Origin of the sequence: Shewanella psychrophila (assembly GCF_002005305.1) — a bacterium.
Taxonomy (GTDB): domain Bacteria; phylum Pseudomonadota; class Gammaproteobacteria; order Enterobacterales; family Shewanellaceae; genus Shewanella; species Shewanella psychrophila.
The window spans coordinates 3,109,636-3,136,280 of sequence record NZ_CP014782.1; the positions used below are offsets into that span (position 1 = coordinate 3,109,636).

The following is a 26,645-nucleotide window of genomic DNA, read 5'->3' on the forward strand; positions in this document are numbered from 1 at the left end:
TTTACTCAACTAGGTAGTGAATATGATTAGTTTTATCTATAGGTAGCTCAAGCTCTGCATAACTATCGCCATCAATAACGACGACCATTGATTCTGTATAACTGGTGACAGGCAGCAAACTGGTGTATTTCATCGCCTTGTGGATTTCAGCTTTTTCTAGCAAATTGACTGGCGTATTAGTATCAGGATCAGTTGCTGAATAAACTGAAATAACCGTAAAGTCTTGCATCTGACTAAAAGAGATATCAATTTTCACGGCTCTTTGCATATCAAACGTAAAGCCATCTTCAATTACAACATCGTCAAAAGACGCTATTAACTCAGGCTCTGGTTCAGGTACGGGGTCAGTGTACTCCTCTACTTCCGGTACAGTATCTTCCTCTCCATCTGAGTTTGAACACCCCATAAAGAGCATCATAAACAAGACTGCATAACAGCATATTTTTACTCGGCTTAGATCTCCCATCACTCGATATCCTTTTAGCAAATTTAAGTTGGTTCCCGGTAGACACAGAATCTATAGCTTCGCGAAACCAATCTTCAGTTCTAAAGAGCAATGTTTACGCCAACTGGATAATATTAATAAATAAGGTTTTAAAACAAGACCAAAAAAAACCATAACCAACTGTTAATAAATAGGAAAGAAAGACAACCTCAATATGAAATGATAATGAGCTTACTTAGCTGTATTCTCAAAAAACGATTAAAGTGTGTAATTTGCAATGAACATAGCAAAGTACACATTTCAATATTGCATAATGCAAATGCTGTTACCTCAGCCCCACTAGGGACAAGAGGCGCAAAGAAAATTAAGAGATAATTAAGACACCCATATTTGTTCTCGAACACTTTAGTTTGAGCCATTTAACTAAAGCGAGTTGCTGAGAGGTTGATTTATCACTGTTCTCCATAGAGAATGGCACCTAGTTAGACTAATTTATTCAGTAGCATAGAATTGGAGTTCTTATTAAGATGATGACAAAATGGCCAACACGTTTTCTACAGATGGCAGAGCTCGTTGCATCTTGGAGCAAAGATCCCTCCACTCAAGTTGGTGCGGTGATCACCGAAGATAACCGTATTGTCTCTTTAGGATTTAACGGCTACCCTCACGGGATCTCCGATAGTGCAGAAACCGATAACCGGGAGATGAAACTCTTAAAAACCCTCCATGCAGAAGAGAACGCCATTCTCTATGCTAAACGTGATCTCAGCGGCTGCGAGATCTGGGTTACTCACTTCCCCTGCCCCAACTGCGCTGCAAAGATAATCCAAACGGGTTTGAGCACAGTGCATAGTCCACAACCAAGCGAAGATTTCCTGTCACGCTGGGGGGAGAAGATTAAAATAAGCCAAGATATGTTCGACCAATCCGGCGTTAAAATCGATTGGATGCAGGTAGAGTCCTCAGAATCTGTTTGATCGGTTTATTTAGTTAAGACATCCATTTAAATTCGACAAATATACTCTTTAACTATCAAATTTGCGTCATGCAGACGAAGCCTACTATCAATGCTAAGAAGTGGTCATCAATAGTCCGTTATGAGCGAGTAACGGCTTAATTGAGGTGTGTAACTAGGCGCTATCTAGGACCGTTAGCGACCCTTTCCTTACGCTTTCAGTTTAAAATGTTCAAAATAGCTAGAGAGCTTTTACAAACTCCCTATAGGACAATGAATTCAGGTATGAATCTTGCCTTATTGTAATTCAGCAAGTTCGATTTCTAGTTCAGATATGTCCTCTTCTTTTTCTTTAATTTTTCTTTGATACTTTTCAATTTTATCTGTTTCATTGTCTGATTCAGCTTCATTGAGGTCTTGTCTGTATCCCTCTATGTCTGCCATCTTATCATCAATTTTATCGAGTAAATCATCACGTAATCCTTGGATAGAGCAATTCTCTTTAGCGTATTTTAAAGCCTTAGTTAATCCATCAACCTTAAATTCATTGTTGTTAGATTTGGCGATTGATAGCTGATAATTTATTTCACAAAACTTCCTCTCACATGCCTTTAAATCTCTGCAATCTGATGCTGAAGCAAATGCATTACTTGATACACATACAAGGATAAACAGCCCTAATTTGTAGTCTACTTTCACAAAATAATCCTCTGGACGTTATGAAGACAAGTTAAATTCGATTTTATACATGTTGCAAGATTAAGGGAGTGCTAGGCAAGAGGTGAATTAACATTAACCTCTTGGAATAAGTTGGAGTTGAGTAAACTTTAGAATTCAATTTTCGCTATGTACTTCTATTTTAAATATTTTTGTGAGAATACAATAATAATTCCAATCCTTGACTATACGGTTTATATTTTGTCATCCTGACAAATGATAATGATTAAGGCTGCCTGAAAACGAAAACAGGACAGCCTTATCTTTTCATCAGTGATTAATTAGTCTGTTGCTTTAACCACTTAGCCACATCATTACCTAAGGTATTGACCGTGTGCGCCAATACCGAGCATGAGCCTTTAAAACCGCCGAAGAAGCCACCACCCGAATTTCGAGTCTTTTCTGTCGTTGCCAGCATCTCACCATCGACTAGATATGATGCCGTTATACTCGCTGACTTACGGTGACCTATGAAAGCATTTCCCGCGCTGTAAACATCATCAATGGATAACTTTAATACTTTGCCATTAGCGGGTAGTTGATCTACAGCTTTAAGCGAAAGCTTCTGTTTCTTAGCATACTTTAATACAGAGTTTGAGAATTGATTCCCAAGTTCAGCACATTCATTTTCAATATTATCCGCGATATGGCTGTCTGGACGAAAAGGGATATCCATTAAGATATAAACGGTCTTGTCATCAGTCAAGTTCGATAATTTAGTGACCTGCTTAACCGTTTTTTCCACCTTTTGCGTTTGCACTATTTCTGTCTGTGCTATCTCTGTTTGTGCTATTGCTTTATTCGTTTCAAGTGCAGGGCTAGAAGCAGTCTTAGTGGCACCACAGCCACTTAATAGGGCAGCAGTTAGCAAAGATAAAGCGATGTGTTTCATTTTAAGTCCTTTTATAATGATAGTAATTAAGTTGTTTACGCATGACATGTGATAAAAATTAGTCACTTATATTATTTGAGGTGAAAAGTTGAAGCAGTATACATTTATCTACTTCTTTCTAAAACAGTGCTGGAAAAAGACAGATAATAAGTGGAAGTTAAATAAACTTTGGAATGCTAAATCCGACATATCTTCCTAACCCAAATTTTCTAATGGGAGTGGAGACGAGTATAGGAGCAGCGACTAAAAGAAATAACTAAGCCCCCATAGCTAACCTCTTCCATATAAACGACTCACTTGTGTCGGAAAGATTAACTATGCATGTCCATATTGGCTCTCATCTATGTCAGTCCTCAGATGTTCACACTTATCAGGGGCTGGCACATAATAAAGAATTAAACCGGGGCCTGTTCTTTAATTATATCGACAAAGAAAGACTTTAGCGCTTGCTTACTCTCATCGTCTAATGCTTGACCATTTTTATCAGAGACTAGGAATACATTGTCGACTTGCTCTCCAACTGTGGTTATTTTTGCAGAGTGAATGTTAAGCTCAAACAGCCTGAAACCGTTACAGAAGTGGCTCATAAATTGTGGGTTATCGAGTGCGGTAACACTGATAAGCGTTCTATCCTTTTTACGAGAGTGTAAGAACTCAACTTTGGCCTCACTGACGAATGAGCCAATGTTGCTATTAAGGCGTTGTTTAGGCACCTTTCTATTTTCAAACAATACTTGTTTCAGTCTTTTCTTGATACGGTCACGTCGACCCGCAGTTCTTATTGGGTGATGGTCATAATCCAATATTTTTAAAGACTCCACCACATAACCATCTTTAGTTCTGGAGATATTAGCTTGTTGAACTGAAATTTGTAGTGAAGCTAAGGTATTAAATAATGTCACAAACAGGCCTGGCTTATCCTTCATATAAACAAACAGATCACTGCTACCTTTAGTACTGCTTTCATCTAACAAAATAAGTGCATGTTCAGTGGGGTACTTCATCATGGCTTTAGAGTAACGTGCGATGTCACGGGGTTGAGCGTTACTGAAAAATGATAGCGGTAAGCGCTTCCAAAGCTGTTTAATATCATCAGTCGTTTCACTCATTCCCATCAGTTCTAGGGCTTCATTTTTGTGCTCACGGACGATAGTTCGCTGCTCTAGTACATTTTCTAGACCATTACGCAGTGCATAACTAATCGACAAATAGAGATCTCGAAGTAACGTTGCCTTCCAGTTAGTCCACAAATCATCATTGGTCGCCTTAATATCGGCAACCGTTAAGCAATAGAGCGCATCGAGCCTGGCTTTAGTTCCTATCGTTTTAGCAAGATTCTTAACTTCCGAAGGGTCATATATATCTAACCGTTGGGATGATAAAGATAACAATAGATGGTTTTTAACTAACCATACGATCACCTTAGCTTGCGATGGTTTTAGCTCATGAAATTTAGCAAATTGTAACGCGTCGACAGCTCCTAATTCACTGTGATCACCGCCGCGTCCTTTGCCTAAATCATGGAACAAAGCGGCTAACAACAATACCTCTTTATTCTCTATCGCTTTGTAAACAGTACTAGGCTGTACAAGAGAGGGAATTTCAGGTTTATTATTTAGCGAGTATAAGTTTTTAAGTAGCTTATGCGTATGCTCGTCAACGGGGTAAACATGGTACAAGTCGAATTGCATTTGACCTACAATTTCGCGCCACTGCGGAAGATAAGACGCTAAGATCCCATGTTTGTGCATTAATGATAGTGCGAGGCCCATGCCTTGAGGATGTCGAAATAGTGAAATGAACTCTTTACGGCAACTATGAAAATCTTGCAAATCACCCAGTAATCGTCGTCTCACCTGACGTATTAATCGAATCGTCTGTGGCGTAATACCGTCTATATCGTTCGCGTTTTCTGCTATATGAATGAAGAGAGCGATTAGCTGCTTACGATCAACAAATACATCATCATGGCGAGCATTGATCAGTCGACCATTTATTTCGAAGTGTTGATTTAACGGGGTAGATTTCCTGTCTGTTTGCTCTAGGATTTCATCTTTAAAATACTGCAGTAGCATTTGATTAAGTTCGCTAATCCGCCTCATTGCTCTGTATAACTGACGCATCATTTTTTCGATAGTAAGGTGACTGCTATCTCCAAAGCCCATCAGCCTAGCCACATCACTTTGCAAAGAGATAAGTAATCTGTTTTCAGAGCGCTGCGCTGCTGCGTGTAATGCCCAACGTGCACGCCAGATAAAATGTTGTGACTCTAATAACTCAGCATATTCGTCAGCAGTAAAGAAGCCGAACCGTCTTAAAGCCGCCATATCCTCAGCAGCAAAGTACTTACGGGTTACCCAAATCAGGGTTTGAATATCCCGCATTCCACCTGGGCTATTTTTGAGGTTTGGCTCTAGGCTAAAAGCACTGCCTTGTGCCTTTAGATGACGTTCCTCTTGCTCACTGACCTTAGCTTTAAAGAAAGCTTCACTGCTCCAGAGGTCATCCCCATAAAGTCTGTCTAAAACTTGATTAGCGTGAGACTCAGGCCCTGTTAAATGGCGAATCTCAAATAATGAAGTAGCAATGGTGATATCTTCACACGCTTTATCAATTTCAGTCAGTGCTCGAACGCTATGCCCAAGCTCTAGGCCTAAATCCCATAGTTGAGTAAAGAAAAGGCCAATCTGGGTAGTTTGGTGAGGACTAAGTTCTTCGGGAAATAGTACACAAATATCAATGTCTGAATGTAGGTGCAAGGTTTGACGGCCATAGCCACCTATAGCATTGAGGGATAAGTTTTCGCCGGTGAGTTTGGCACATTCCCAGAGATGGAGAAGCAAGGAGTCAAAAAAATCAGCACGTAACTTTACTATTTCGTCGATAGCAACGTGGGTAAAGTTTTTATTAAAGTAGTTGTCAGCATCTTGGATTACTTTTTTATAATCAGTAATGCTCATTTTTGAACTAAATTGAGGTGATATATCAGAGTCTGACATGCTTCTCCTGTGCCTGTTTGCACTGAGTATAATTAAGCTTTATAGACTTTTAGTTATACTCATTAAACCGCTATGCAATGGCCTTAAAATGAGCAAATAGAGTAGATGATCTCAGTAGGAATTACAAATCGCTAACAGGAAAACCAAGCCGACCTTTGCTAATAAAGAATGACTTGGACTCAAGGTAAACGATAGGAAGCCAGCAGTAATGGGAGACAAGATAGCCGTATCTTTATTTTAATTTTGTGAACTGTGCACCTAGGTTTCAGCGCACACTTGTACGCATAATAGTCACTAGCCATAGGACTAACTTGTGACAACTGGAGTTTGCAATGAAAAATAATGATTTCCCATGCTTTCAATGTACAGAGTGCAGCCAAAATATCGACCCGAGTTTAATCGTCTGCCCACTATGCCATGCAGCTCAAGGGTTAGAAGCACTCGCAGGAATCGATCCGCACATGCGCATTAAAAATCAAAAGCTCGCAATATGGTTTAGCTTGTTATTGGGGGGGTTAGGCTTACATAAGTTCTATTTAGGTCAATATCTGAAAGGCAGTTTGTACTTAATGTTTAGCTGGACCTTAGTCCCTATGATTGTTGGCTGGGTCGATGCTTTTCGCACCATGAAAATGAGTCCATTTAATTTTGAGCAACGTTATTGTCGTAGAGGGGCTCGTCACTACATTTAGCAATGATAAAGAGCTCAAAGCCCATCAGCTTCCAGTTTCAAAACAGGAAAAGAAATATCCACCGTTAACCCTTTACCTACACCACTGGTGAGCTTGATATGACCATTAAGCTTTTGAGTGACAATATTGTGAATAATACTCAACCCTAGCCCACTACCTCCTTCATCTCTTTTAGTCGTGAAAAAGGGCTCCATCACCTTTGGCAGAACCTCATCAGCAATACCAATACCATTATCACGATATTGTATGCTGACTTCATTATTTTTAGCCGATATAAGCAGTGTAATCGTGCCATTCTTTTGCTCTGCAAAGCCGTGGATAATAGAGTTGGCTATTAAGTTAGTTATCACTTGAGATAAGAAGCCTGGATAAATAAAGCAAGTGCGATCTTCAATGCAGTCAAAATCAACCGTCACTTGTGCTCTTTTGGTTTTAGGCAACATGCTATGAATAACTTCTTTGAAGTATTCAGATAGCAATACCTCTCGTGCTTGTTCACTCATTTGATCGACCGATACTTGTTTAAAACTGCGAATAAGATCTGCCGCTGAAGATAAATTTCGAGTTAAAATAGTCATTGAACTACGACTCGATTCTAAAAACTCCTCAAAGTCCTCCTCATTTAACTCCCCAGAAGCAAACTTCTTGGCTAATATTTCAATTTCACCTTGCAAAAAGCTGGTTGCGGTAACGCCAATACCTATGGGTGTATTCACATCATGAGCGATGCTGGCCACCATCCTGCCCAATGAGTTAACTTTTTCTGTTTCAAATAGTTGTTGCTGTTTTTCAAGTTCTTGACGTTCTAATAGTGCAGTTTTAAACAATTGAAATGCCATGTACATTTGATGTGTTTCTAACGTGGCAGAATATTGAGGTATTTCTGTCTCGTAATCGCCCTTACCAAGGGCAATCATGCCTTGTGAGATATTACCGACTTGCTTGGTTATTTTCCCCGTTAAGAAATAAAAAAGTATGATCAGTAATATACACGCAATGAGCATGCATGAAATTATCCATAAACTTAAAGTATTTGCTAGAGCCAGTTGAGACGAAATATCTATACTCACCTCTAATACGCCACGTACATCACCTAACTTCCAGTCTGCTTTAGGTGTTAGTGGATGGTTATTATGACAATCTACACACGTTTGCACCTGCATTTGATCGGAAATCGCGACTCTTAATATCGTATGATCATTTTCATTATTTACGACACTAATTATTTTACTCGGATTATCCTTGAGCTCTAACCAAGCTTTTTGTTGAAAAGAGTCAAGTACAATATGTTGACGATTAGGAAAAGGGTAAGCGCTGAATAGGTTCAATTTACTTCCATTTTCGTCAAACAACTGGCTTAAATCGTGAATCATAGTCGCCGGCAGAGGAATTTTATCAGTCTCACCTAAGTGTTTAATCGCTGGTGTTAACACGCCAAAATCTTGCACTTTCTTAACAACATTTTTGGTATAGTAAGCGCGTAATGATTTCAGTTGTTTTAAGGAGTTAAGTGCTGTGTGTAATGCATGTTGCTCTGCATTTCTTTCAACCAGTATTGGAATAGAATAACTAAGTACCGCTAACATAATCGCCATAATAAGCGACAGTGGGAATATTATCTGAAATCGTAAATTATTCTGAAAAAATGACATAGCTATCCATGTTTTTCTGAGCTTGACCATTGCTTAGTCCATCACTGAAATATAGCCATAGTTTACTTAGAAAGAAACTTAACAAGTGTTTGGCTCCGCCATTTCAACCTATACAGTGAGTAATATGACCCTATTCGGCAATGTGAATTGAAACCCATTTAAATGTTAGAGCCAGCCAACTATCTCCAGACTATCCAGTAAAGCAATATCAAGGCTAAGAGCACATGGGCTCAGTCTCTCCCCCCCAAGGATACCCATTGATACTTTTGTCGCAATCAACGCCAGATGCTATACCCTATTTAACGCATTGTAATAATTAGTAAAAGATGTTGAGCGACCTTACTTTGACTGTGATAATGATATTTTTTCAGGTGTTACAAATGTATTTCAATAATAAAAGTGGGCTTCCCGTAACCCTCATTTTCCTCTGCCTCTCTAGTGCTGTAAATGCACAAACCATTCGCCACATTGCAGACCCTCTCAATTTAACCACAACCTTAGGGGCTGGTTTCGACGCCGATGTACTAAAAGTCGCTGGGCGCTATGGGTGGAACAATCAAAAAATTGAACTAAACACAAACTTTGGCGGAGATAAATGGAACTTGTCTTATCTCTATTCTCCTCAAAGCCCGTTAAGTAACTGGAATCTGAGCGCTTCAATTAAACATGGGAAAACGGATACAGAAATCGGCCGCTTTAACCACTACCAATATCAAGTTGGCATTATTAGCGAATTTAATGGTTGGATGGATACAGCCTTATTTACTGAGTTCGGGGCAAACTACCTGAATGTAAAAGATTACTCGAGTAGTGACAGTATTACAGCAACTGCCAGTGCAACGATTCTCAAACCATGGAGTGATAGGTGGTACAACACATTGGTTGTACAGGGCAACGCGGCTATCGATGGCAGTGAACGATATGAAGTTTATACCTGGCTGTCACTTGGATATCGTGTAACCGAACGTTGGTCATGGGAAATCAGATATCGTTATGAGTCTAGTCATTTTGATAATGTTAATGAAGAAGAGACTAAGTGGGGCTTAGCTATGCAGTCTCAATTTTAGTTAGATTTAATAACGGTGCACATACTGAACTCGATGTTTAGACAGTGGATCTTTAGCTCAGATCCACTTGCACTGTAAAAAATCAATCTAGTTTAATAGGAGCCGTTTTTAATGACTCATCTAAATCGTCATTTATCTCTATATAGTTTTTACCTTTCATATCATAAATTGATTTTTTGTCTGTAAGGATATTCTCTCCAGTCCAAAACTCAATAGGATTAAATAGACCATAATCAGCAACAGTAGTGACAGCATATACTGGAGCCATCAGTATTGTTAGGCCGCCTCTGGCATAACGATTATCGACAGCATCCATATTAAATTTCATTGTTGCGTTACTTACAGCCATTTGACCTGCACAACCCGATAATAACACTGACAGCATAACTGCAGATAGCACTTTGATTTTCATTGACAACTTCCAGACTTAAAAATAAAGCCAGTAAGCTTAATAGGTTGTAGCCTATTATCAATACTTATTTATTTTCTTACTTTCATAATTTGAATTCAATCACAATAAAGCTATTTTACAGTTATCTCCACTCCCTAACTTCATTAACAACAAGTGAGAATAAAAAACAAAGGCACTGCTTATAATAAATAATACTGAGTTTCAATATAAAAAACCACACTCTAGCTACATACAAATTAGCATGGATAAATATGGTTTCATTAATAATAATTAATGAAACCATATTATATTACAGAATTTAAGTATCTTAGACTCTTGAGAATGTTTTAGCAGCTAAATAGGCTAGCAATAAACAACAGCTAGCCTATAACACCATATTCGACAGTTAAACGTGTTCAGGCCAATACTGGCTTGAGACTTCATTTCCTTTCTCGAAAGTAATTTCAGCAGCTTTTTCGCCATTAGGGTACCAAGCCGTCACCGTCCCATCATTTAACTTACCCAGGGTGTAGTTTGACACCTGGTACTTTTGTCCATTGCGATACCACAAGGTTTTCGTCCCATTTTTCTTGCCATCTTTATAGGTTATCTCAGAAGATTTTTGGCCATTTTCAAACCAATGTGTTTCTACTCCATCTTCTTGGCCTTTAGTGAATTGAGATTCAACGGCTTTTTGACCATTTTCATACCAGCCAATCTCCTTGCCATCTTTTTGCCCATCACTATATTGAACTTCACTGATCTTTTGATCATTCGGGTACCACCTTGTTGCAGTGCCATTCTGTTTACCGTCTTTGAAGCTGACTTCAATGTCTTTTTGACCATTGTTATACTTATTCACAAAAGTGCCAGTAAAGGGCTTGTCATGGTTTACCTGATACGCCACCCCACCTCTTGATTGTAAGTAGTCCACCGTGGCCGCTTGAGATGCCCCAGCAAAAGTCATTAGAAGTAATGCAAAAGGAATTGTTTTTTTCATGATGATATTTCCATTTAATGGTGATCAATTCAATGTTGACTTCACTATGCTTGAGCTTAGCGAGTTGGCTCTGTGAAGTATCTGTGTGACAAAAAAATCATCGGGAAAGTTCACCTCCTAAACTCCTTTTAATAATCTGGCAATGTTTACCTGCACATAAAAACAAGGAGACACAGGTCAGCCAAACCATCTCATTCGTTCAACATAAACATGGCCCCTTCAGCTCTTGACCATTGCCCCGAGCGCTTTAATTCAAAGCAGACAAGTTCACCTAAGCTTCATAAGGTCTTGATTTATGGAGAAGCAGGACAAAGGTTCATCATCATAGAAACCAAACAAGCCCCACACTATACAAGTCCACGCGACCAATGTTTATAAAAATTAAACGCATGTTAAATACATTTAAATATTTTTACTTACCAATTTAGACAAATATAGCCTCATGTCATGGACATTTATTTAAATCTAGTACAGGCAAACAGGTTAAATATCCTGGGGAATTCCCGAAATAAATTAGCACAAAGGTAAATACTATCTTTGTGTATTGATTTTTATATCTGAAAATATATTGGAAACATAAAATCATGTTTAAAAAAACTATGTTAGCTACAAGCTTATTTATCGTTAGCTCATTAGCCCATGCAATTTCAACAGAACCTCTGGATAAAGATTTTACCTTACAGTTATTAGGTTCTGGCGGCCCAATTTCTGATGATGCCAGAGCTTCCTCAGGTGAGGTGATTTGGTGGAAAGGTAAATCACGGATCCTTATCGATGCTGGAGGAGGTGTATACCTGAGATTTGGTCAGTCAGGCTCCAGAATGGAAGAGTTGAATTTCTTAGGTATGACTCACTTTCACACCGATCATGTTACAGATTTACCAGCCTTACTAAAAGGCGGGATATTTTTTGACCGAAGTTCGACATTAGCCATATCAGGCCCAACTGGAGGTGGAGGATTCCCAAGTTTAACTGAGTATATGGATGCATTATTTAACTCGGATAAAGGGGCTTACGCTTACCTTAATGGCATCTATGATGGCAGCCATGGTCTATTCCCTGTCTCTTTAAATGATGTCGACATCCATAAAAAACAACCTACCAAGGTATATGACGCAGATGGCTTAACCATTTACGCCAAGAGTATTCCCCACGGAGATGTACCTTGCTTATCTTATCGGATTGAATCCGCCAAAGGCACAATCGTTATTTCAGCCGATCAAAATGGCAGTGATGAATCATTTATCGAATTTGCTAAAGATGCCGATATTCTGGTAATGCCGAGCGCTATTGATGAAGGTGCTGACAGCGGCTCTGCTTATTTACACGCTAAACCTTCAACCGTTGGACAAATTGCCGCAAAAACCCATGCGAAAATGTTGGTTCTTAATCACTTTATGGGTAAGAGCCTGGGCATGAAAGATGAATCTATCGAAATAATCAAGCAATACTATCACGGACCAGTCTATGCGGGTCGCGACCTTGCTAGTTATCCCGTTAACGCTAATAAAGGATCTGACAAATGAAAAACAAATTAATTCTCTCAATCGCCATGACCTCCTTAGTTGGTCTTAATATTAGTCTGGTGCAAGCTGCTGTATCTCAACCCCAGCTTCAGTCTCAGTCTAGTCTGCCGCAGACTAAACCAGAGAAAACCACTGGTAATAATGGTGCCTGTGCCGCTGGTAAATGCGGAGGAACAAAGCAATTTGGCAAAAAAGATTTAGTCAATGATCCCCAGGGACGATTGGTTTACGCTCGGGATGGTCAATGTGGCTCTTCAGGGGAAGGCATTACCAACAAGAAAACACAGACTCAAATAGCTCAACCAGGAAAATGCGCAGGTGGCTTATGTGGTCAATAACAGCTGCAAATAAAGGGATTGGTCTGCGTAACGAACATATCCTATCGCTATGTAACCAAGCTAAAATTCCACAACTAGATTTCCTGGAACTCGCACCGGAAAACTGGATGAATATGGGAGGGCTGAAACGTGAAAGTCTCGACTGTATTGCCGAACGGTATCCTCTTATTGCTCATGGACTCAGCCTGTCAATCGGTGATGCCCAACCTCTGAATATTGATTTCATCAAAAAAGTCGGTGACTTCTTAGATTACTACGATATTGATATTTACAGTGAGCATTTGAGTTTTTCTCGAGATAGAACCGGTTACCTCTATGAGTTGCTACCCATCCCCCGCCACCGGGCCAATATTGACTACTTAGCGGATCGTATTAAACGGGTTCAGGATATTATTAAGCGTCCATTGGTATTGGAAAATATATCTTACTATTACCAATATGCTGATGAGATGGCAGAAGCAGAGTTTATATCAGAACTCGTTGATAAGAGTGACTGCGAGCTACTACTGGATATAAACAATGTCTATGTTAATAGTAAAAACCATCATTATAACGCCTTAGACTTTATTACTTCGCTGCCTAGTAAGGCTATTCGCTATTACCATATTGCTGGACATTTAGAACAAGATGACGGCTTTCTTCTGGATACTCATGGCAAGGCTGTAAATCATGAAGTTACCACATTAGCTCAACAGGTCATTAAATATCATGGTCTACGGCCTTTACTGTTAGAGCGAGATCACCATGTTCCAGAGCTAGCAAGGCTTTGTACTGAACTGGAGCTATTACATGATTCGATAGCAGGAGAGAAGCAAGTCGAGGAGGACTGGTATGCACAATCCGCCTGAGAAGCTATGCAAAGATACGCAACGACTGACTCAAGCTATTCGTCACCAAAGTATGACGACTAATAAGGCAGATGTTACCCTTTACCGAGAATTTATTATTGACAACATAAGTGATGTTATCAGCAATACGTTCCCATTATTTAGCTTTTCATTAGGAGTAAAAAATAAAGAGAAGCTAGCCTTAGACTTTTTATATAATCATCCTTCAATAGAGCCTGAATTTCATAATATAGCTACAGAGTTTGTTCGCTTTATGCAAGGTTATAATGCAATAAGCCACATACTATTATCTCTAGTTGAGTTTGAGTGGGTTATATTCAACACGGAAATAAACCCATTATCAATAAAACATTCAGAGATAATACCTGAGTTAAACGATTTTAATGAGCAGGAAGTTTATATCTATCTGAATCAAACTCTTCAGTGTATTGAAGTTCCATTTTCAATAGACCAGGCAATGGTAGGGTTTTGCAACCTTAAACCTGAGCGATTGTCATATGGGATTTTTAGAAATATAAGACATCAGGTTTTATGGCAAGAGCTAACTCTTATTGATAGATTTTTAATCGGTTATCTAAATCAAGTCATGCCTGTTAGCTATTCTGCACTTAAAGAATATATAGATAAAAACCTAAAGCATTTCGATTTAAACATGTGGTTAATTCAGTCCCACAAAACAAACTTAATTAACATGTCACACAAAGAGGAATTCCATGATTAAATTATTATTTTCTCGAATCAATTTATTACTCAACAGATGTAAGAAATTTGATTTTATTGCTTTGCTTGCCATTCGCCTATATTTAATTCCGGTAATATATACAGGAGCCCACTCTAAAGTTGTAGGTTTTTCTGGCACTGTAACCTCGTTTGGAGAGGGTGGTTTGAATTTACCTTTTCCGACATTAATGGCCTTTATGGCAACAGGGACTGAAATTATAGGACTCATTTGTATTGCACTGGGGCTGTTCACACGAATCATGTCGGTTCCAATGATATTTATGATGAGTGCAGCCAGTGCTTTAGTTCATTGGTCTAATGGATGGCTGGTTGTTGCAGGTAAAGGAGCTGAATCCAGTATGCGGTTAAGTTCTTTTATGACTTGGTTAGGCGAGAACTTCCCGGGACGTTATAACTACCTTACTGAGCTGGCCGATCCTGTGATGTTAAATAACGGAATGGAATTTCCAATAACTTATTTTGTTATGTTTATGGTTCTATTCTTCTACGGTGGGGGACGTTATGTCAGTGCCGATTACTGGCTGAATAAACGTTTCAAGCTAATCAATAATGGATAACACGTCTAGCCGTCTAATTACAATTCAGTAAACCTAATGAGTTAAAGTCAGCAGTTTTTATATCAAGAGACATGCTCTACTTAAGCCAAAATTATTATTCCCTCCTTTTAACGAAGGAGGGAATAAATGAAACTGTGAATACATAGGTTAGCACTCTTTATCTTTACGCCTGAACCCTCACTTCAATGGGGCTAACTGGCACTATCGAATCACCTGTTAAGACGTTCCTTTCTTTGGGTTTACCCCCTGAAGTGAGACTTATCGATTTTTTATCAATAAGTCAAATATATAGCGCGCAGGCAACAAACATAAATAAGATTAATAGGAAATCTTTATATGATTAATGAAACTCTCGTGGAGTTATCTCGCTGGCAATTCGCCATCACAGCTCTGTTCCATTTTCTCTTCGTCCCCTTAACCATAGGCATGTCCTGGATATTGGTCATCATGGAGGTAGTTTATGTAATAACGGGACGTGAAATATACCGGGACATGACTAAGTTCTGGGGCAAGTTATTTGGTATTAACTTTGCGTTGGGTGTCGCAACAGGCCTGACTATGGAGTTCGAATTTGGTACTAACTGGGCTTACTTCTCACATTATGTTGGTGATGTGTTTGGCGCCCCTCTGGCTATCGAAAGTTTAATGGCTTTTTTCCTTGAATCTACTTTCGTAGGCATGTTTTTTTTGGGTTGGGACAGGCTAACTAAACGTCAACATTTAGCCGGCACTTTTTTGATGGCCCTGGGCACTAACTTATCTGCATTGTGGATCCTGATTGGTAACGCTTGGATGCAAAACCCGGTCGGTAGTGAATTTAATTTTGAAACAATGCGCATGGAAATGACCAGTTTCACACAATTGATATTCAATCCAGTGGCCCAAGTGAAATTCATTCACACTGCAGCAGCCGGATATGTTGCTGGTGCCATGTTTGTAATGAGCATCAGTAGTTATTACATATTGAAGGGCCGGGACCTCCCCTTTGCTAAGCGTTCTTTTGCGGTCGCATCTGGATTCGGTCTGGCAGCGATTTTATCCGTTTTAGTACTGGGTGATGAGTCAGGTTATGAGGCTGGAGCAGTACAAAAAGTTAAGCTTGCTGCAATTGAAGCTGAATATCATACCGAACAGGCACCAGCTGACTTTACCCTGATAGGCATACCGAACGATAAAGAGATGCATACTGATTATGCGATAAAGATACCCTATGCTCTGGGGATTATAGCGACCCGTTCATTAGATAAAAAAGTCATTGGGATCAGCGATCTGAAAAAGGATCACGAAGTGCGGATCCGCAATGGCATACTTGCCTATGACTACCTGTTAAAGCTGCAAGCGGGAGACAAAACTCAAGAAAACCTCACAGGTTTCAACGATACCAAGCAAGATCTGGGATACGGCCTGCTACTTAAGCGCTACACCGAAAATGTAATAGACGCCAACGATGAGCAAATAAGCATGGCTGTGGATGACTCTATTCCCCCAGTTGCTCCACTATTTTTTGCATTTCGTATTATGGTTGGTAGCGGTATAACTATGCTACTCCTGTTTGTTCTGGCATTTTACTTCAATGCAAAACGGGTTATCGAACAAAAAAGATGGTTACTTAAAGCCATTTTATTTGCACTACCATTACCTTGGGTTGCCATAGAAACAGGCTGGCTTGTCGCCGAATTAGGCCGTCAACCTTGGTCAATAAGTGAAGTATTTCCGACCTTCCTCTCCGTATCCAACCTAGCGGTGAGCGATGTTCTTACCAGCATGCTCGCCTTTATTTCTGTCTATCTCATTCTGTTCGTTATCGAAATGTGTCTGATGATTAAATTTGCCCGGATCGGACCCAGCTCATTACACACAGGTCGTTATCATTTCGAGCAAGAATCCGATGCCAGCCCTCTATTGCATCTAAGCACCACAAAGGAATCCTTAAATGTTTGACTATGAAAGCTTAAAATTACTCTGGTGGGGATTGATTGGCGTCCTGATGATAGGCTTTGTCATCACCGCGGGGATGGATATGGGAGTGGGCGGCTTATTACTCTTCGTTGGAAAAAGTGATAATGAACGCCGAGTCGCGATTAATAGCATAGGCGCTCATTGGGACGGTAATCAGGTATGGTTTATCGCCTTTGGCGGTTGCTTGTTCGCTGCCTGGCCTATGGTTTATGCCACCGCATTTAGTGGATTCTATTTTGTCATGATGTTGACCCTATTCTCGCTATTCCTTAGGCCTCTGGCTTTTGATTATCGCAATAAGATTGACTCTCCACGCTGGCGTAATAACTGGGATATAGCCTTATTCGTTGGCAGTATGGTGGCTCCTTTAGTATTTGGAATCGCTTTTGGTAACTTACTGCAAGGTGTGCCATTTCATTTTGATAAGTTTATGCGCGTTACTTATACCGGCACTTACCTAGGCTTATTTAACCCCTTTGCCATACTGTCTGGCGTCGTGAGTGTTGCCATGATTATTATGCATGGCGGCACCTGGTTAGTGATGCGCACCGATGCGCTAGTCGCATCCAGAGCGGCCAAGGCTGTCCAAATAGCCGCCTTGGTTCTGGTTGTCAGTTTTGTTTTAGCAGGAGTGATGATTGCCCAATCTATCGAAGGCTTTGTGATCACCAGTCAGGTAGATCCTTCCGCATTAGCGATTCCGGTCACTAAACAGGTTGTCACTGAGCTAGGTGCCTGGATGCATAACTATAAGTTACAACCCTTGCTTTGGTCATTCCCGGCGCTCGGTATAGTGATGGCGCTTATAGCAGGCTTGATGGCCCGCGCTGGTAAGGGCACATGGGCATTTACCGCCAGTGCCTTATCTGCAACTGGCGTCATTCTCACTGCGGGTACTGCAATGTTTCCATTTGTCATGCCATCGAGTAGCGTTCCAGATCATAGCTTGACCCTATGGGATGTTGTCGCCAGCCAATATACCTTATCGGTTATATCAATTATCGCGGTCGTCATCATCCCGGTCATCCTACTCTACACTTTTTGGTGTTACTACAAAATGTGGCGAACCGTTACGGTAAAAGAAATTATTCAAAATAATCACTCGGCATATTAGCGCCTAGCTATACGTGCTTCAGTTCTTAGATATCGCCTTAAATAGGCGATATCTAAGGTTGAATTTGATCAAGCCAGCTTTCAGAATGCTTGGCCTCATGGTAAAGCCAAGCATTTATTAGCAAGCATTAAAGAAAGTAATAACAAGCTAAGGTATATAAAAATATACCTATTTAGGAGTTTATATGTGGTACATGTGCTGGATATTAGGTGTTTTTTTTGCATGCGCTTGCGGCATAGTCAATGTAATCTGGTATGAGATGGAACAACATCAAGATAACATTGCAAAAGATCAGCAAGACCAAGTGTGATGCCAAGGTGGGTATATGGGACTTCTATGGACAGAAATCTCTATACTCAGATCACGGCTAAAATCTGTAGCAGATGTCAATTTAAGCCCCATGTTTCTCAGTGAGTCAATGATGAATATTACCTTTAAACAGCTTAAAGTTTTCGCCACCGTGGCCAGAAACACCAATTTGAGTCTGGCTGCCGAGAAGTTATACCTATCAAAGCCTGCGGTCAGTATCTCACTCAAGGAACTGGAAAAGCAGCTAAACAGGGAGTTATTCGATAGATTGCCAAATTCCTTGAGGCTTAACTCCAATGGAGAAAAGTTACTTCCCCTCGCCGATGAATTGTTAGCTCGGGCTAAGTTGCTCGACAGCTTATTTGATAATGCCGAGTTGACCGGAGAAATTAAGATAGGTTGCAGCAAGGCCATAGGTAATCATGTACTACCAGAGTTACTGGCAGGCTTCCGCCAGCAGACAGGACATACAAATCAACGGATAGAGATCCTCAATAGTGAGGATGTTTGTCGAAAATTGGCCAACTTCGAGTTGGATATCGGCTTAATCGAAGCCGATATCCCCCGGGAAGGTCAGGTACATTTACCCTGGTGGCAAGACCGTATGTGCCTTATTGCCGCTACTAATCACCCTTTAAGCCAACAAGCCAGTCAATCTTACGCTGATCTAGGTGGGCAAGACTGGATTTTAAGAGAGTTAGGTTCAGGAAGCCGTGATGTATTTACCCAATGTCTAGCGCCCCACCTGAGCCAATGGAATATGACTCTGGAACTCAATGACAGCGAAGCCATTATAAACGCCGTCAGCACAGGTCTGGGGTTAGCGTGTGTTTCAGAGTTAACGGCCAAGTGGGCATTAGACGACAAAAGAGTTAAAGAGCTGCCACTAGACGTCGTCATCGCACATCCGCTATTTATTACCTATCAAGAGCATAAATATAAAACACCGTTATTCGAGGCGTTTTTTAAGTATTGCCAACAATATGGAGAAGCTAAAGATGGATGATAGTCCGCCTGCTTATTCTCATCCAGAACCACAATAAACAAGCACAGCTAGAATCCAGTAAATACAGAGCTTGCCATTAATAGGCCAGATACGAAAAGAGTAGACAACTTTAGAGGATGGCTTTAATTTTTAAATCATAAGGTTAAACAGAAAAAGACTCCGCTGCACAGGCAACGAAGTCTTTTTAGTAAATAGCATTCAACTTACGATCATTTAGAAGGTATAAGTCACATTCACACCGACATTTCTAGGATCAATAACTGCCGCATATCCATCCGGGTAACGGCCACTGGGTGGGTCGTTAACCGTTAATGCCTGCTCATCAAACAGGTTGTTGACGAAAGCACTCACTCGCCACTCGCCTGTCTGATAATCAACATTGAAACGGCTAACCACGTAATCACCGGCGACTCTCTCTTCGGTGTTATTGATATCGGCAAAGTACTCACCCACATAATTGCCCGATAGCCCGAAGCTAAGCTCGTCATTAAACCAGTATTTCACACCTAAGTTAGCGGTGAGATTGGGCGCAGAGTTAAGCTCATTACCTATGATGTCACCATAACTCGCATCGGCTTCCTTAATCTCTGATTTGAGTAGGCCTAATCCAGATGTAAGTTGCCAGTCATCACTCAACATCGCGGTAAGCTCGGCTTCTAGACCCGTTGTCACTGCCTTGTCCACATTGGTGATCATACGTTCACTGTTAGACGCCTGATAGCCATCGAAATTATTGTAAAACAAGTTGGCACTTAGATTGACATTGCCATTGAGGAAGCTACTACGAGAACTTATTTCGTAGGTGTCTACCGACTCTTCATCATAGTAGTAATAGGCACTGGTCGAGAATGAAAGTGCGCCGCCACCTGCGTTATATCCGCGGCGAGCACTCGCGGCTAACGTAGTACTGTCGCTGATAGCATATTGCAGCACTAGCTTAGGTAAGCTCACCGTTTTACTGGTGTCTAACTGCTCATCCAGATCATTGCCTCTAAACTCCATGGCGAAATTTCGGGTTTGCTCGTCACGCATCACTCGACCACCGACTGTGAGCTTGAGTGTCTCTGTCATGGCATAGGTGACTTCACCATAGATAGATGATGAAGTACTGCTGTCGTCACCCCCATAAGAAAAGCCGCCTTTACTAGTAAAATCCTGGCTACGCTTGTAATAAGCAAGGCCGACAAAGCCATTAAAATTGGCATCGTTCAAGCCGAAACTATACTTACCATCGACGGTGTAACTCTTGTCATGCATCATGACATCTTGCTGAGCTGCAGCTGAGGCTTCATAGGAGACAAAACCCCAGTCATAACCCATATAGGCTATCTGTAGATCCAAAGCTTGGCCGTTACCCAGCTCATAATCGAATGTCACCGAGTGAGTATTAGATTGGGTCTCTATGTAGCGCTGGAACATGGGTTTATAGGCCCAGGGATCATCGCCAGTAAAGAAATTTCGACCCGAATCCCCCTTCTCATCGTTATAAGAAAAGCTATAGAGGACTTTGAAATTATCGACTCCGGTAGGCTGCCACAATAACTTACCTCGCCAGCGGTTGGTGATAAGCTCATTCTGGTCGAATGTCTCAGGGTTAGTCTCAAACACTAAGCCATTATTATAAGTCTCACCCGTCACATTCTGACCAGTGACACGAAAGGCTAATTGGTCATCTAATATGGGGCCGGATAACATCACCGCGCTGTCGATATGACTGTCTTGATTGCGATAACCGAGTCTTGCCGCGCCTGTCCAGTCAAAACTTGGATCTGCGGTCTTAATAAAAACGGTACCACCTATGCTGTTACGGCCATTAATGGTCGATTGTGGCCCACGAAAAACCTCTATCTGCTCAATATCCCAAAGACCCGTGTCGCCGGTTAAGTCTGCAACGAATGGCTCAGCGACACCGTCGACCAGGGTCGATACTCTCGCCTTGGCTCCACCAGAGAATGAGTTAAAACCCGTTGCAGAGCCATTACCGGTGACACCACGAATATCCGGTACTGCACCACTTAACACCACCACGTTGGGAATTTCTGATAAAGCACTGGATACGGAAAGATACTGGCCGCTATCTAGCTTGTCCTTATCAATAACGGATACCGATGAAGTAGTATCTTTCAAACTACGCTCTATTTTTTCACCATATACGGTGATCACTTCAATAGATTTGGTCGACTCAGCATCAACGACGGCATACGCCGAAAATGCTGGACTGCACAGCATCGCGATGACAATAAGATTTTTCTTGAACACCCTGTTTTCCATGAGATCCCTCAGACTTCTAATAAGTAAATTTCATCATGACTTTGTAAATCCGCAACAATTTACTCCAAATTGCGAAACTGCGCAATTGCGAATCATTAGCATTTACATTACGATTGTCGCGAGTTTTACATCTAGAAGGGAAAGGAGTTACTTATGTTTCAAATTACGGCATTAGTATTAACCCTGTGTGGTGCCACGTTGATTTACCTCACCAACAGGCATCAAGGATTGATCCGACAAAGGTTGCCTAAACCCATCAGGCAGATAGGCTACGGCCTTTTCATCTTGGCACTCGCTTGCTGGTTGCAAGTACTCACCACCAGCGCCGCGATATTCACCTGGATTTTTACCTCTATTACCTTACTGACCTGTATTCCCTTATTGAGCCTGAGTAAGAAACGAGAAGATAACGGATGAAGCGTTTATCGAAAACGGAGAAGATCCAACCCCACTGGTGGCAAAAAAGCTTAGCCGCATCTGTGCTGGGCTTAACGCTGGCCTACGCCATCATCGCCATCTTTGCCTGGTTCGGACCTGGTGGTATAGATGCGCCGATGAAAGTGCAATTTAATATGTGGATGGTTAGCCTACTATGGATGCCAATTCTGGCATTCAGCTTTATGTTTAAGACCGGGCTTAAAACGCTTATTTATCTGGGTTATGCCAATATTTCGGCCTATCTTCTCTTTGCTTCTTTAAAGTGGTTGTCAGCATGAAAATTCGCAGCGATATATTAAGAACTTACCAATCTATCCACACATGGACAGGCATTATTGCAGGATTGGTGCTATTTATTGGCTTCTATGCGGGCTCTCTCACCATGTTTAAGCCGCAAATAGAGGAGTGGGCAACCCCACCGAGTCAGCAACTAGCTCAGATAGACTCAAGCCAGCTGGACACTTTAGTCGAGCAGACCATCACCCAACATGACCAAGCCCGAGAGGGTTTTATCATTAACTTAGATGATCACAGCTCCCCCATGAGCTGGTATGAGCAAGGTGGCGGCCGAGGTATCAGACTCGACGATAGCTTAAGGCACGCAAGTTTATCTGCAACTGGCGAAATGATCACCCAAGCAAGTAGTACCAATGAGCTGGGAAATCTTATCGATCAACTGCATCGCACCGCGGGTATCATGGGCAAGGTCGGGCGCGAGGATATCGGCGTACTCATATTGGGCATAGCGGCGCTGCTGTATTTTCTCGCCTTAGTATCGGGCGTGATCTTCTTGCTACCCACGCTGGCTAAGAGCTTGTTTGCCCTACGTAAGAACAAGGGAGCGAATCGCTTCTGGCTTGATAGCCATAACTTAGTCGGCGTGTTGAGCCTGCCCTTCCACCTTATTATTACCTGGACCGTTGTCGTATTTGCCTTCCATGATGTTTTCTATGGCGGCCTCAGCTTAATTTATGGTGATAAGCCTATGTTTGAGCCTAGAGAAAAGTCGACACTAGAGTATTCAATAGAAAACCTCCCATCCATCCAGAGCTACATCAGCGAAGCACACAAATTGGCCGAAGGCTACACCATCACCTCGATGAACTTTTCTAAACTTTCATCCACCAGCCCGTCAGTAGCCATCAAGGTAGTGTCTGAAGACAGGATGATGCGCGGAGGGTACAGTGATTACATCTATATGAATCCTTATACTTATAAGGTTCAATACAATACCGTCTCCGGCTCAGATGACGGCGTTTACGGACCTATAGTCAATAGCTTATTCGCTCTGCACTTTGGTAACTATGCCGGTAGTTTCGGTCGTTGGCTCTATTTCACCATGGGGCTATTAGGAGCATTTCTTTTTTACAGCGGTAACTTACTCTGGCTCGAAAAACGCAGACAGAAACAGGGATCACAAACCCGAGGCAGTCGCTTTATGGCATCGCTTACTATAGGGGTTTGTTTAGGGTCTATCTTAGGTGTCGGATTGGCCATGCTATCCACTAAGTGGCTATATCTGATGGAGCAGACAGTAAACAGTCACTACTTAAGTGTTTACTATGGCGCTTTCTTTATTGCTATCGCCTATAGCTTTATTCGCGGTGCAGCCCAGGCAGCCATTCACCTGTTACAGCTAGTCGCATTGACTTGCCTACTCATTCCAATGAGTTCCTTACTCACCTTCCTGTTACCCGAAGTTGGATTATGGACACCAAAAGGACTCAGTGCGGTAACGCTCGAACTTATGGCAATGATCTTTGCAGTTCTATTCTTCTATAGCGCCAAAAAAGCCAAACACAGAGCCTACTATGGTGAACGAAACAGCATCTGGGCCCTGATACCGCCATCTCTGAATACAGAGTTATCCCAGGAAATCGATGGCAGCAAAGCCCATTACAGTTGAAATAAGCGGTTAGATAGGGTTTCAATGCAAACTGCTGCCTGACTTAACAGTAAGCAGCTTATACCGATGAGTATTACGTCATGTTGTTCATTAAAACAGTCACAGCAAAATTTACACTTTATGTATAGCTAATTGAGAGAGAATTTTTCACGCATCCTCTTCATGCATATAATCTTCAATCTGTGTCATCTGTTCGGCTAATTCATCATCCTTAGTTACGAGCCGATAACTGCCATGTGCCATTTTTTCGAGACAGATACTGTCTCCGGCACCAAGGTGGAGCCGCTCTACTACATCTTGTGGTAACTGCAGCCCTAAGCCTTTACCCACATTTTGAATCTTGAGTACTGTCATCATCGCTACCTATTCGTTTTATTTATCATCCGACACTTCATCGTTAAAAAAGTGCGAAATCAGAAAGAAGCCATTAATGCTGATTATAGTTGTTCTGCATAGAAATGAGCCAAGCCTTACCTGCTGACAATATTAGCAGGCCAATATCGTCAGCCAAATTAACAGGCTAACAATTTAGCTAGCCACTAGCGGGAAAACAAAGTTAGTCTGCAAAACTGTTACTTAAATGAGATATCGACACTAGCCTCAGTCTGTAATTGAACCGCCTCTCAAAACTGATACTATTCTCTCATTGCTCACTATCTCACTTTGCTATGCTACCACTCATCTATCACCCCATATATTCACTCTTGCCTCTGCCTGAGGGACATAGATATCCCATCATGAAGTATCAATACTTGTATGACGCAATAGTTGAGAACATGCAAAACGATAGTTACTGGCAGCAAAAAATTGCATTTTTCTCGCCCCAGGCTTTAAGCTTTCGAGATATCAAACTGGTACACGATGAAGCTTATGTTGATCTGTTAGCCAGTGGTCAACTGCCTGCGCATAAGATGCGCCGCATAGGTTTCCCTTGGAGTGAGGCGCTGATGCAACGCACTCTGACTTCGGCGGCAGGAACAGTATTAACTGCCCATAAAGCGATAGAGTCAGGCATTGCGATTCACCTAAGCGGCGGTTACCACCATGCCCATAAAGACTTTGGCAGTGGCTTTTGTTTATTCAACGATCTGGTATTAGCCGCTCACTTCGCCTTACAGAAAGAGGATATCGAAAAGGTATTGATCATAGATAGTGATGTGCACCACGGTGATGGTACTGCGACCCTATGCCAAGGAAGAGATGACATCATTACCCTGTCTTTCCACTGTGATAAAAACTTCCCGGCCCGCAAGCCTGACTCAGATCTTGATGTCCCTTTAACACGAGGAACGGGTGACGAAGCCTTTTTAGTCACCTTTAAACAAGTAGTGAAGATGGCGATACGTTTACACCGGCCAGATCTGGTAATTTATGATGCGGGTGTCGATCTTCATCAAGACGATGAACTGGGATATCTCAATATATCCACACAAGCCATCTATCAAAGGGATTTATTTCTATTACAGACCGTGCAAGATAATCAGATCCCTGTCGCTGCCGTTGTCGGTGGAGGCTATCGAACCGAGCAAAAAGAACTCGTGCCGGTGCATTTTCAGTTGATCCAGGCAGCGCTGGATTTAGGCTTAGATTTAAATTTAGATTTATTAAAAAATTAAGTTAAAACACACGTTTGCGCCTAAACTAAAATCAATGGCATTTGTAACTTGTCTGATGCCAGCATTAGTAACCTAGGTGATACCTATGTTTACTATATGAGTGATAGGCTAACTATCTCAACAATTTCCTAGCGAAACCAACGATATATTGCTTTAATCTAATTTAACTTGTAACCCTGTTGAATAGTCAATGGGTTGATACCAATCGGTATAACCTTAGCCTCTGGTTCGACTCACGTACCTAGCATGCCTATTCTGCTTACGAATAAAAAAAGGACAAATTACATGATTAACAAGACACGAGTATTGTGCGCCACGGCGGTGCTTTTCCCACTTTTGGTTAATGCTGGAACGACGCAAGATACAGTCTCAGATAAAGTGATAGAAAAGCAGAGAGCCGAATTGGCCTCTAATACTCAAGGCAAAGGTTATGGTCCTCAGTCGCCAAGAGATATCGACTCCATTCAAGGCAACAACAAGCGCATATTTTCTGAGGCGCCTGACTACATGGAAATGAACCTATGTAACATACATTTTCATAAAAATGCCGAGCACAAAGGTGGCGAGTTCACTAAATATGCCGGTAATGGTGATGGTCATGGTTACCAAAGCGGTTACAAATATTCAGGTAAACTAACCAAGCAGGAGCTAGCTCCACTTGACCATGAAGTTGGCGCGAGTAAGCACGGAAGTCTGTATCCAGGAGATACGATTGAAGTGCACTATGTCCATTCAACCGCACAAGTAGGTCCAGGTGCGACTCTGGGCGCTTGTCTCAGTGAGGCCAATAGCAACCCTCAGCTACGGGTTGAGACTCAGGTATACGTGTTGGTAAACGATGATAAAGCCATGAGCTTTATGGAACTGACTAAGTTAGGCATGAAAAACGGACTTAACCAGGCCCTCAATATCCCATCCAATACCGGTGATCCAGTAGAGTATGAAGGTTCAACCACAGGCCCTGGATATAACGAGAAAGCTTCACCATTACAGGTGAGCTGGAGCGTGCGTCCAAAAGTAATGAAGGTAAATATTAACACTGTAGGTAAGTGGTTAGAGGGCAATGCCTTCGATGAAGATCATGCCCACGGCGTCAGAAATCTAGTGATTAACCCAGACTTACTATCTGCTGACAATGACTAATCTTGACAATCATGTCTAAAGTATAACTAAATAAAGGGGCCGATTATTTCGGCCCCTTTATTA

26 protein-coding genes are annotated in these 26,645 nt (G+C 41.5%); 17 read left to right on the plus strand and 9 right to left on the minus strand.

Annotation, left to right across the window (positions count from 1 at the left end; translation table 11 throughout):
• Position 1: 1 nt before the first annotated feature.
• Positions 2-466, minus strand: a complete 465-nt coding sequence (locus sps_RS13395) for a hypothetical protein (RefSeq protein WP_169915762.1) — start codon at positions 464-466, stop codon at positions 2-4.
• Positions 467-972: 506 nt separating this feature from the next.
• On the opposite strand from sps_RS13395, the gene sps_RS13400 reads away from it, so the two are divergent.
• Positions 973-1,422, plus strand: coding sequence for a dCMP deaminase family protein (locus tag sps_RS13400; RefSeq protein ID WP_077752988.1), 450 nt, complete (start codon positions 973-975; stop codon positions 1,420-1,422).
• Between the two features lie 275 nt (positions 1,423-1,697).
• Here the strand turns inward: sps_RS13400 and sps_RS13405 are convergent, their stop codons facing one another.
• The 3 genes from sps_RS13405 to glnD form a co-directional block, all read right to left on the minus strand.
• Positions 1,698-2,099, minus strand: coding sequence for a DUF1090 domain-containing protein (locus sps_RS13405; protein ID WP_077752989.1), 402 nt, complete (start codon positions 2,097-2,099; stop codon positions 1,698-1,700).
• Positions 2,100-2,394: 295 nt separating this feature from the next.
• Positions 2,395-3,009, minus strand: a complete 615-nt coding sequence (locus sps_RS13410; RefSeq protein ID WP_077752990.1) for a hypothetical protein — start codon at positions 3,007-3,009, stop codon at positions 2,395-2,397.
• Positions 3,010-3,404: 395 nt separating this feature from the next.
• Positions 3,405-6,008 (minus strand): [protein-PII] uridylyltransferase, encoded by a 2,604-nt coding sequence (gene glnD / locus sps_RS13415; RefSeq protein WP_077752991.1) that lies wholly within the window; start codon positions 6,006-6,008, stop codon positions 3,405-3,407.
• A 332-nt stretch (positions 6,009-6,340) separates the two neighbouring features.
• Between glnD and sps_RS13420 the strand changes: the two genes are divergently transcribed.
• On the plus strand, positions 6,341-6,700 hold the full coding sequence (locus sps_RS13420; RefSeq protein WP_077752992.1) for a TM2 domain-containing protein: 360 nt from the start codon (positions 6,341-6,343) through the stop codon (positions 6,698-6,700).
• Between the two features lie 14 nt (positions 6,701-6,714).
• Here sps_RS13420 and sps_RS13425 read toward each other — a convergent pair whose 3' ends face one another.
• On the minus strand, positions 6,715-8,382 hold the full coding sequence (locus sps_RS13425; protein ID WP_077752993.1) for an ATP-binding protein: 1,668 nt from the start codon (positions 8,380-8,382) through the stop codon (positions 6,715-6,717).
• A gap of 350 nt (positions 8,383-8,732) precedes the next feature.
• On the opposite strand from sps_RS13425, the gene sps_RS13430 reads away from it, so the two are divergent.
• On the plus strand, positions 8,733-9,419 hold the full coding sequence (locus sps_RS13430) for a hypothetical protein (RefSeq protein ID WP_077752994.1): 687 nt from the start codon (positions 8,733-8,735) through the stop codon (positions 9,417-9,419).
• Positions 9,420-9,501: 82 nt separating this feature from the next.
• Here the strand turns inward: sps_RS13430 and sps_RS13435 are convergent, their stop codons facing one another.
• Positions 9,502-9,831 carry a DUF3332 family protein gene (locus tag sps_RS13435; RefSeq protein ID WP_077752995.1) on the minus strand — a complete coding sequence of 110 codons (330 nt, stop codon included), beginning with the start codon at positions 9,829-9,831 and terminating at the stop codon, positions 9,502-9,504.
• Positions 9,832-10,216: 385 nt separating this feature from the next.
• Positions 10,217-10,810, minus strand: coding sequence for a toxin-antitoxin system YwqK family antitoxin (locus sps_RS13440; RefSeq protein ID WP_077752996.1), 594 nt, complete (start codon positions 10,808-10,810; stop codon positions 10,217-10,219).
• A 584-nt stretch (positions 10,811-11,394) separates the two neighbouring features.
• Between sps_RS13440 and sps_RS13445 the strand changes: the two genes are divergently transcribed.
• The 9 genes from sps_RS13445 to sps_RS13485 all read left to right on the plus strand — a co-directional run bounded on the left by sps_RS13445 (position 11,395) and on the right by sps_RS13485 (position 19,208).
• Positions 11,395-12,336 carry an MBL fold metallo-hydrolase gene (locus sps_RS13445; protein WP_077752997.1) on the plus strand — a complete coding sequence of 314 codons (942 nt, stop codon included), beginning with the start codon at positions 11,395-11,397 and terminating at the stop codon, positions 12,334-12,336.
• Positions 12,333-12,674 (plus strand): hypothetical protein, encoded by a 342-nt coding sequence (locus sps_RS13450; protein WP_077752998.1) that lies wholly within the window; start codon positions 12,333-12,335, stop codon positions 12,672-12,674. Before sps_RS13445 ends, sps_RS13450 begins: the two co-directional genes overlap by 4 nt.
• Complete coding sequence (locus tag sps_RS13455; protein WP_077752999.1) at positions 12,662-13,522, plus strand: MbnB/TglH/ChrH family RiPP precursor modification enzyme; 861 nt, start codon at positions 12,662-12,664, stop codon at positions 13,520-13,522. The genes sps_RS13450 and sps_RS13455 overlap by 13 nt, the downstream gene beginning before the upstream one ends.
• The gene (locus sps_RS13460; protein ID WP_077753000.1) at positions 13,506-14,243 is read left to right on the plus strand and encodes an HvfC/BufC family peptide modification chaperone; all 738 of its coding nucleotides are present in this window, start codon (positions 13,506-13,508) and stop codon (positions 14,241-14,243) included. Before sps_RS13455 ends, sps_RS13460 begins: the two co-directional genes overlap by 17 nt.
• Complete coding sequence (locus sps_RS13465; protein WP_077753001.1) at positions 14,236-14,820, plus strand: HvfX family Cu-binding RiPP maturation protein; 585 nt, start codon at positions 14,236-14,238, stop codon at positions 14,818-14,820. Before sps_RS13460 ends, sps_RS13465 begins: the two co-directional genes overlap by 8 nt.
• 336 nt (positions 14,821-15,156) lie before the next feature.
• The gene (locus sps_RS13470) at positions 15,157-16,761 is read left to right on the plus strand and encodes a cytochrome ubiquinol oxidase subunit I (RefSeq protein ID WP_077753002.1); all 1,605 of its coding nucleotides are present in this window, start codon (positions 15,157-15,159) and stop codon (positions 16,759-16,761) included.
• On the plus strand, positions 16,754-17,893 hold the full coding sequence (gene cydB, locus sps_RS13475) for a cytochrome d ubiquinol oxidase subunit II (RefSeq protein WP_077753003.1): 1,140 nt from the start codon (positions 16,754-16,756) through the stop codon (positions 17,891-17,893). The genes sps_RS13470 and cydB overlap by 8 nt, the downstream gene beginning before the upstream one ends.
• A gap of 184 nt (positions 17,894-18,077) precedes the next feature.
• On the plus strand, positions 18,078-18,203 hold the full coding sequence (gene cydX / locus sps_RS13480) for a cytochrome bd-I oxidase subunit CydX (protein ID WP_077753004.1): 126 nt from the start codon (positions 18,078-18,080) through the stop codon (positions 18,201-18,203).
• A gap of 15 nt (positions 18,204-18,218) precedes the next feature.
• Positions 18,219-19,208, plus strand: coding sequence for a LysR substrate-binding domain-containing protein (locus sps_RS13485; protein WP_218919647.1), 990 nt, complete (start codon positions 18,219-18,221; stop codon positions 19,206-19,208).
• A gap of 213 nt (positions 19,209-19,421) precedes the next feature.
• Here the strand turns inward: sps_RS13485 and sps_RS13490 are convergent, their stop codons facing one another.
• A complete protein-coding gene (locus tag sps_RS13490) occupies positions 19,422-21,479 on the minus strand; it encodes a TonB-dependent receptor (protein WP_077753005.1) in 2,058 nt (685 codons plus the stop codon).
• A gap of 153 nt (positions 21,480-21,632) precedes the next feature.
• Between sps_RS13490 and sps_RS13495 the strand changes: the two genes are divergently transcribed.
• The 3 genes from sps_RS13495 to sps_RS13505 are packed head-to-tail and all read left to right on the plus strand — an operon-like array spanning position 21,633 to position 23,823.
• Positions 21,633-21,896, plus strand: a complete 264-nt coding sequence (locus sps_RS13495) for a hypothetical protein (protein ID WP_077753006.1) — start codon at positions 21,633-21,635, stop codon at positions 21,894-21,896.
• Positions 21,893-22,195: a hypothetical protein gene (locus sps_RS13500; RefSeq protein ID WP_077753007.1), complete on the plus strand. Its 303-nt coding sequence runs from the start codon at positions 21,893-21,895 to the stop codon at positions 22,193-22,195. Before sps_RS13495 ends, sps_RS13500 begins: the two co-directional genes overlap by 4 nt.
• Positions 22,192-23,823: a PepSY-associated TM helix domain-containing protein gene (locus sps_RS13505; RefSeq protein WP_077753008.1), complete on the plus strand. Its 1,632-nt coding sequence runs from the start codon at positions 22,192-22,194 to the stop codon at positions 23,821-23,823. The genes sps_RS13500 and sps_RS13505 overlap by 4 nt, the downstream gene beginning before the upstream one ends.
• Positions 23,824-23,970: 147 nt before the next feature.
• Here the strand turns inward: sps_RS13505 and sps_RS13510 are convergent, their stop codons facing one another.
• Positions 23,971-24,180 carry an AbrB/MazE/SpoVT family DNA-binding domain-containing protein gene (locus sps_RS13510; protein WP_237158077.1) on the minus strand — a complete coding sequence of 70 codons (210 nt, stop codon included), beginning with the start codon at positions 24,178-24,180 and terminating at the stop codon, positions 23,971-23,973.
• A 311-nt stretch (positions 24,181-24,491) separates the two neighbouring features.
• Between sps_RS13510 and sps_RS13515 the strand changes: the two genes are divergently transcribed.
• Entirely contained in the window at positions 24,492-25,439 is a 948-nt protein-coding gene (locus sps_RS13515) for a histone deacetylase family protein (protein WP_077753010.1), read from the plus strand.
• A gap of 285 nt (positions 25,440-25,724) precedes the next feature.
• Positions 25,725-26,582 (plus strand): delta-class carbonic anhydrase, encoded by an 858-nt coding sequence (locus sps_RS13520; protein ID WP_179948401.1) that lies wholly within the window; start codon positions 25,725-25,727, stop codon positions 26,580-26,582.
• Positions 26,583-26,645: the final 63 nt, after the last annotated feature.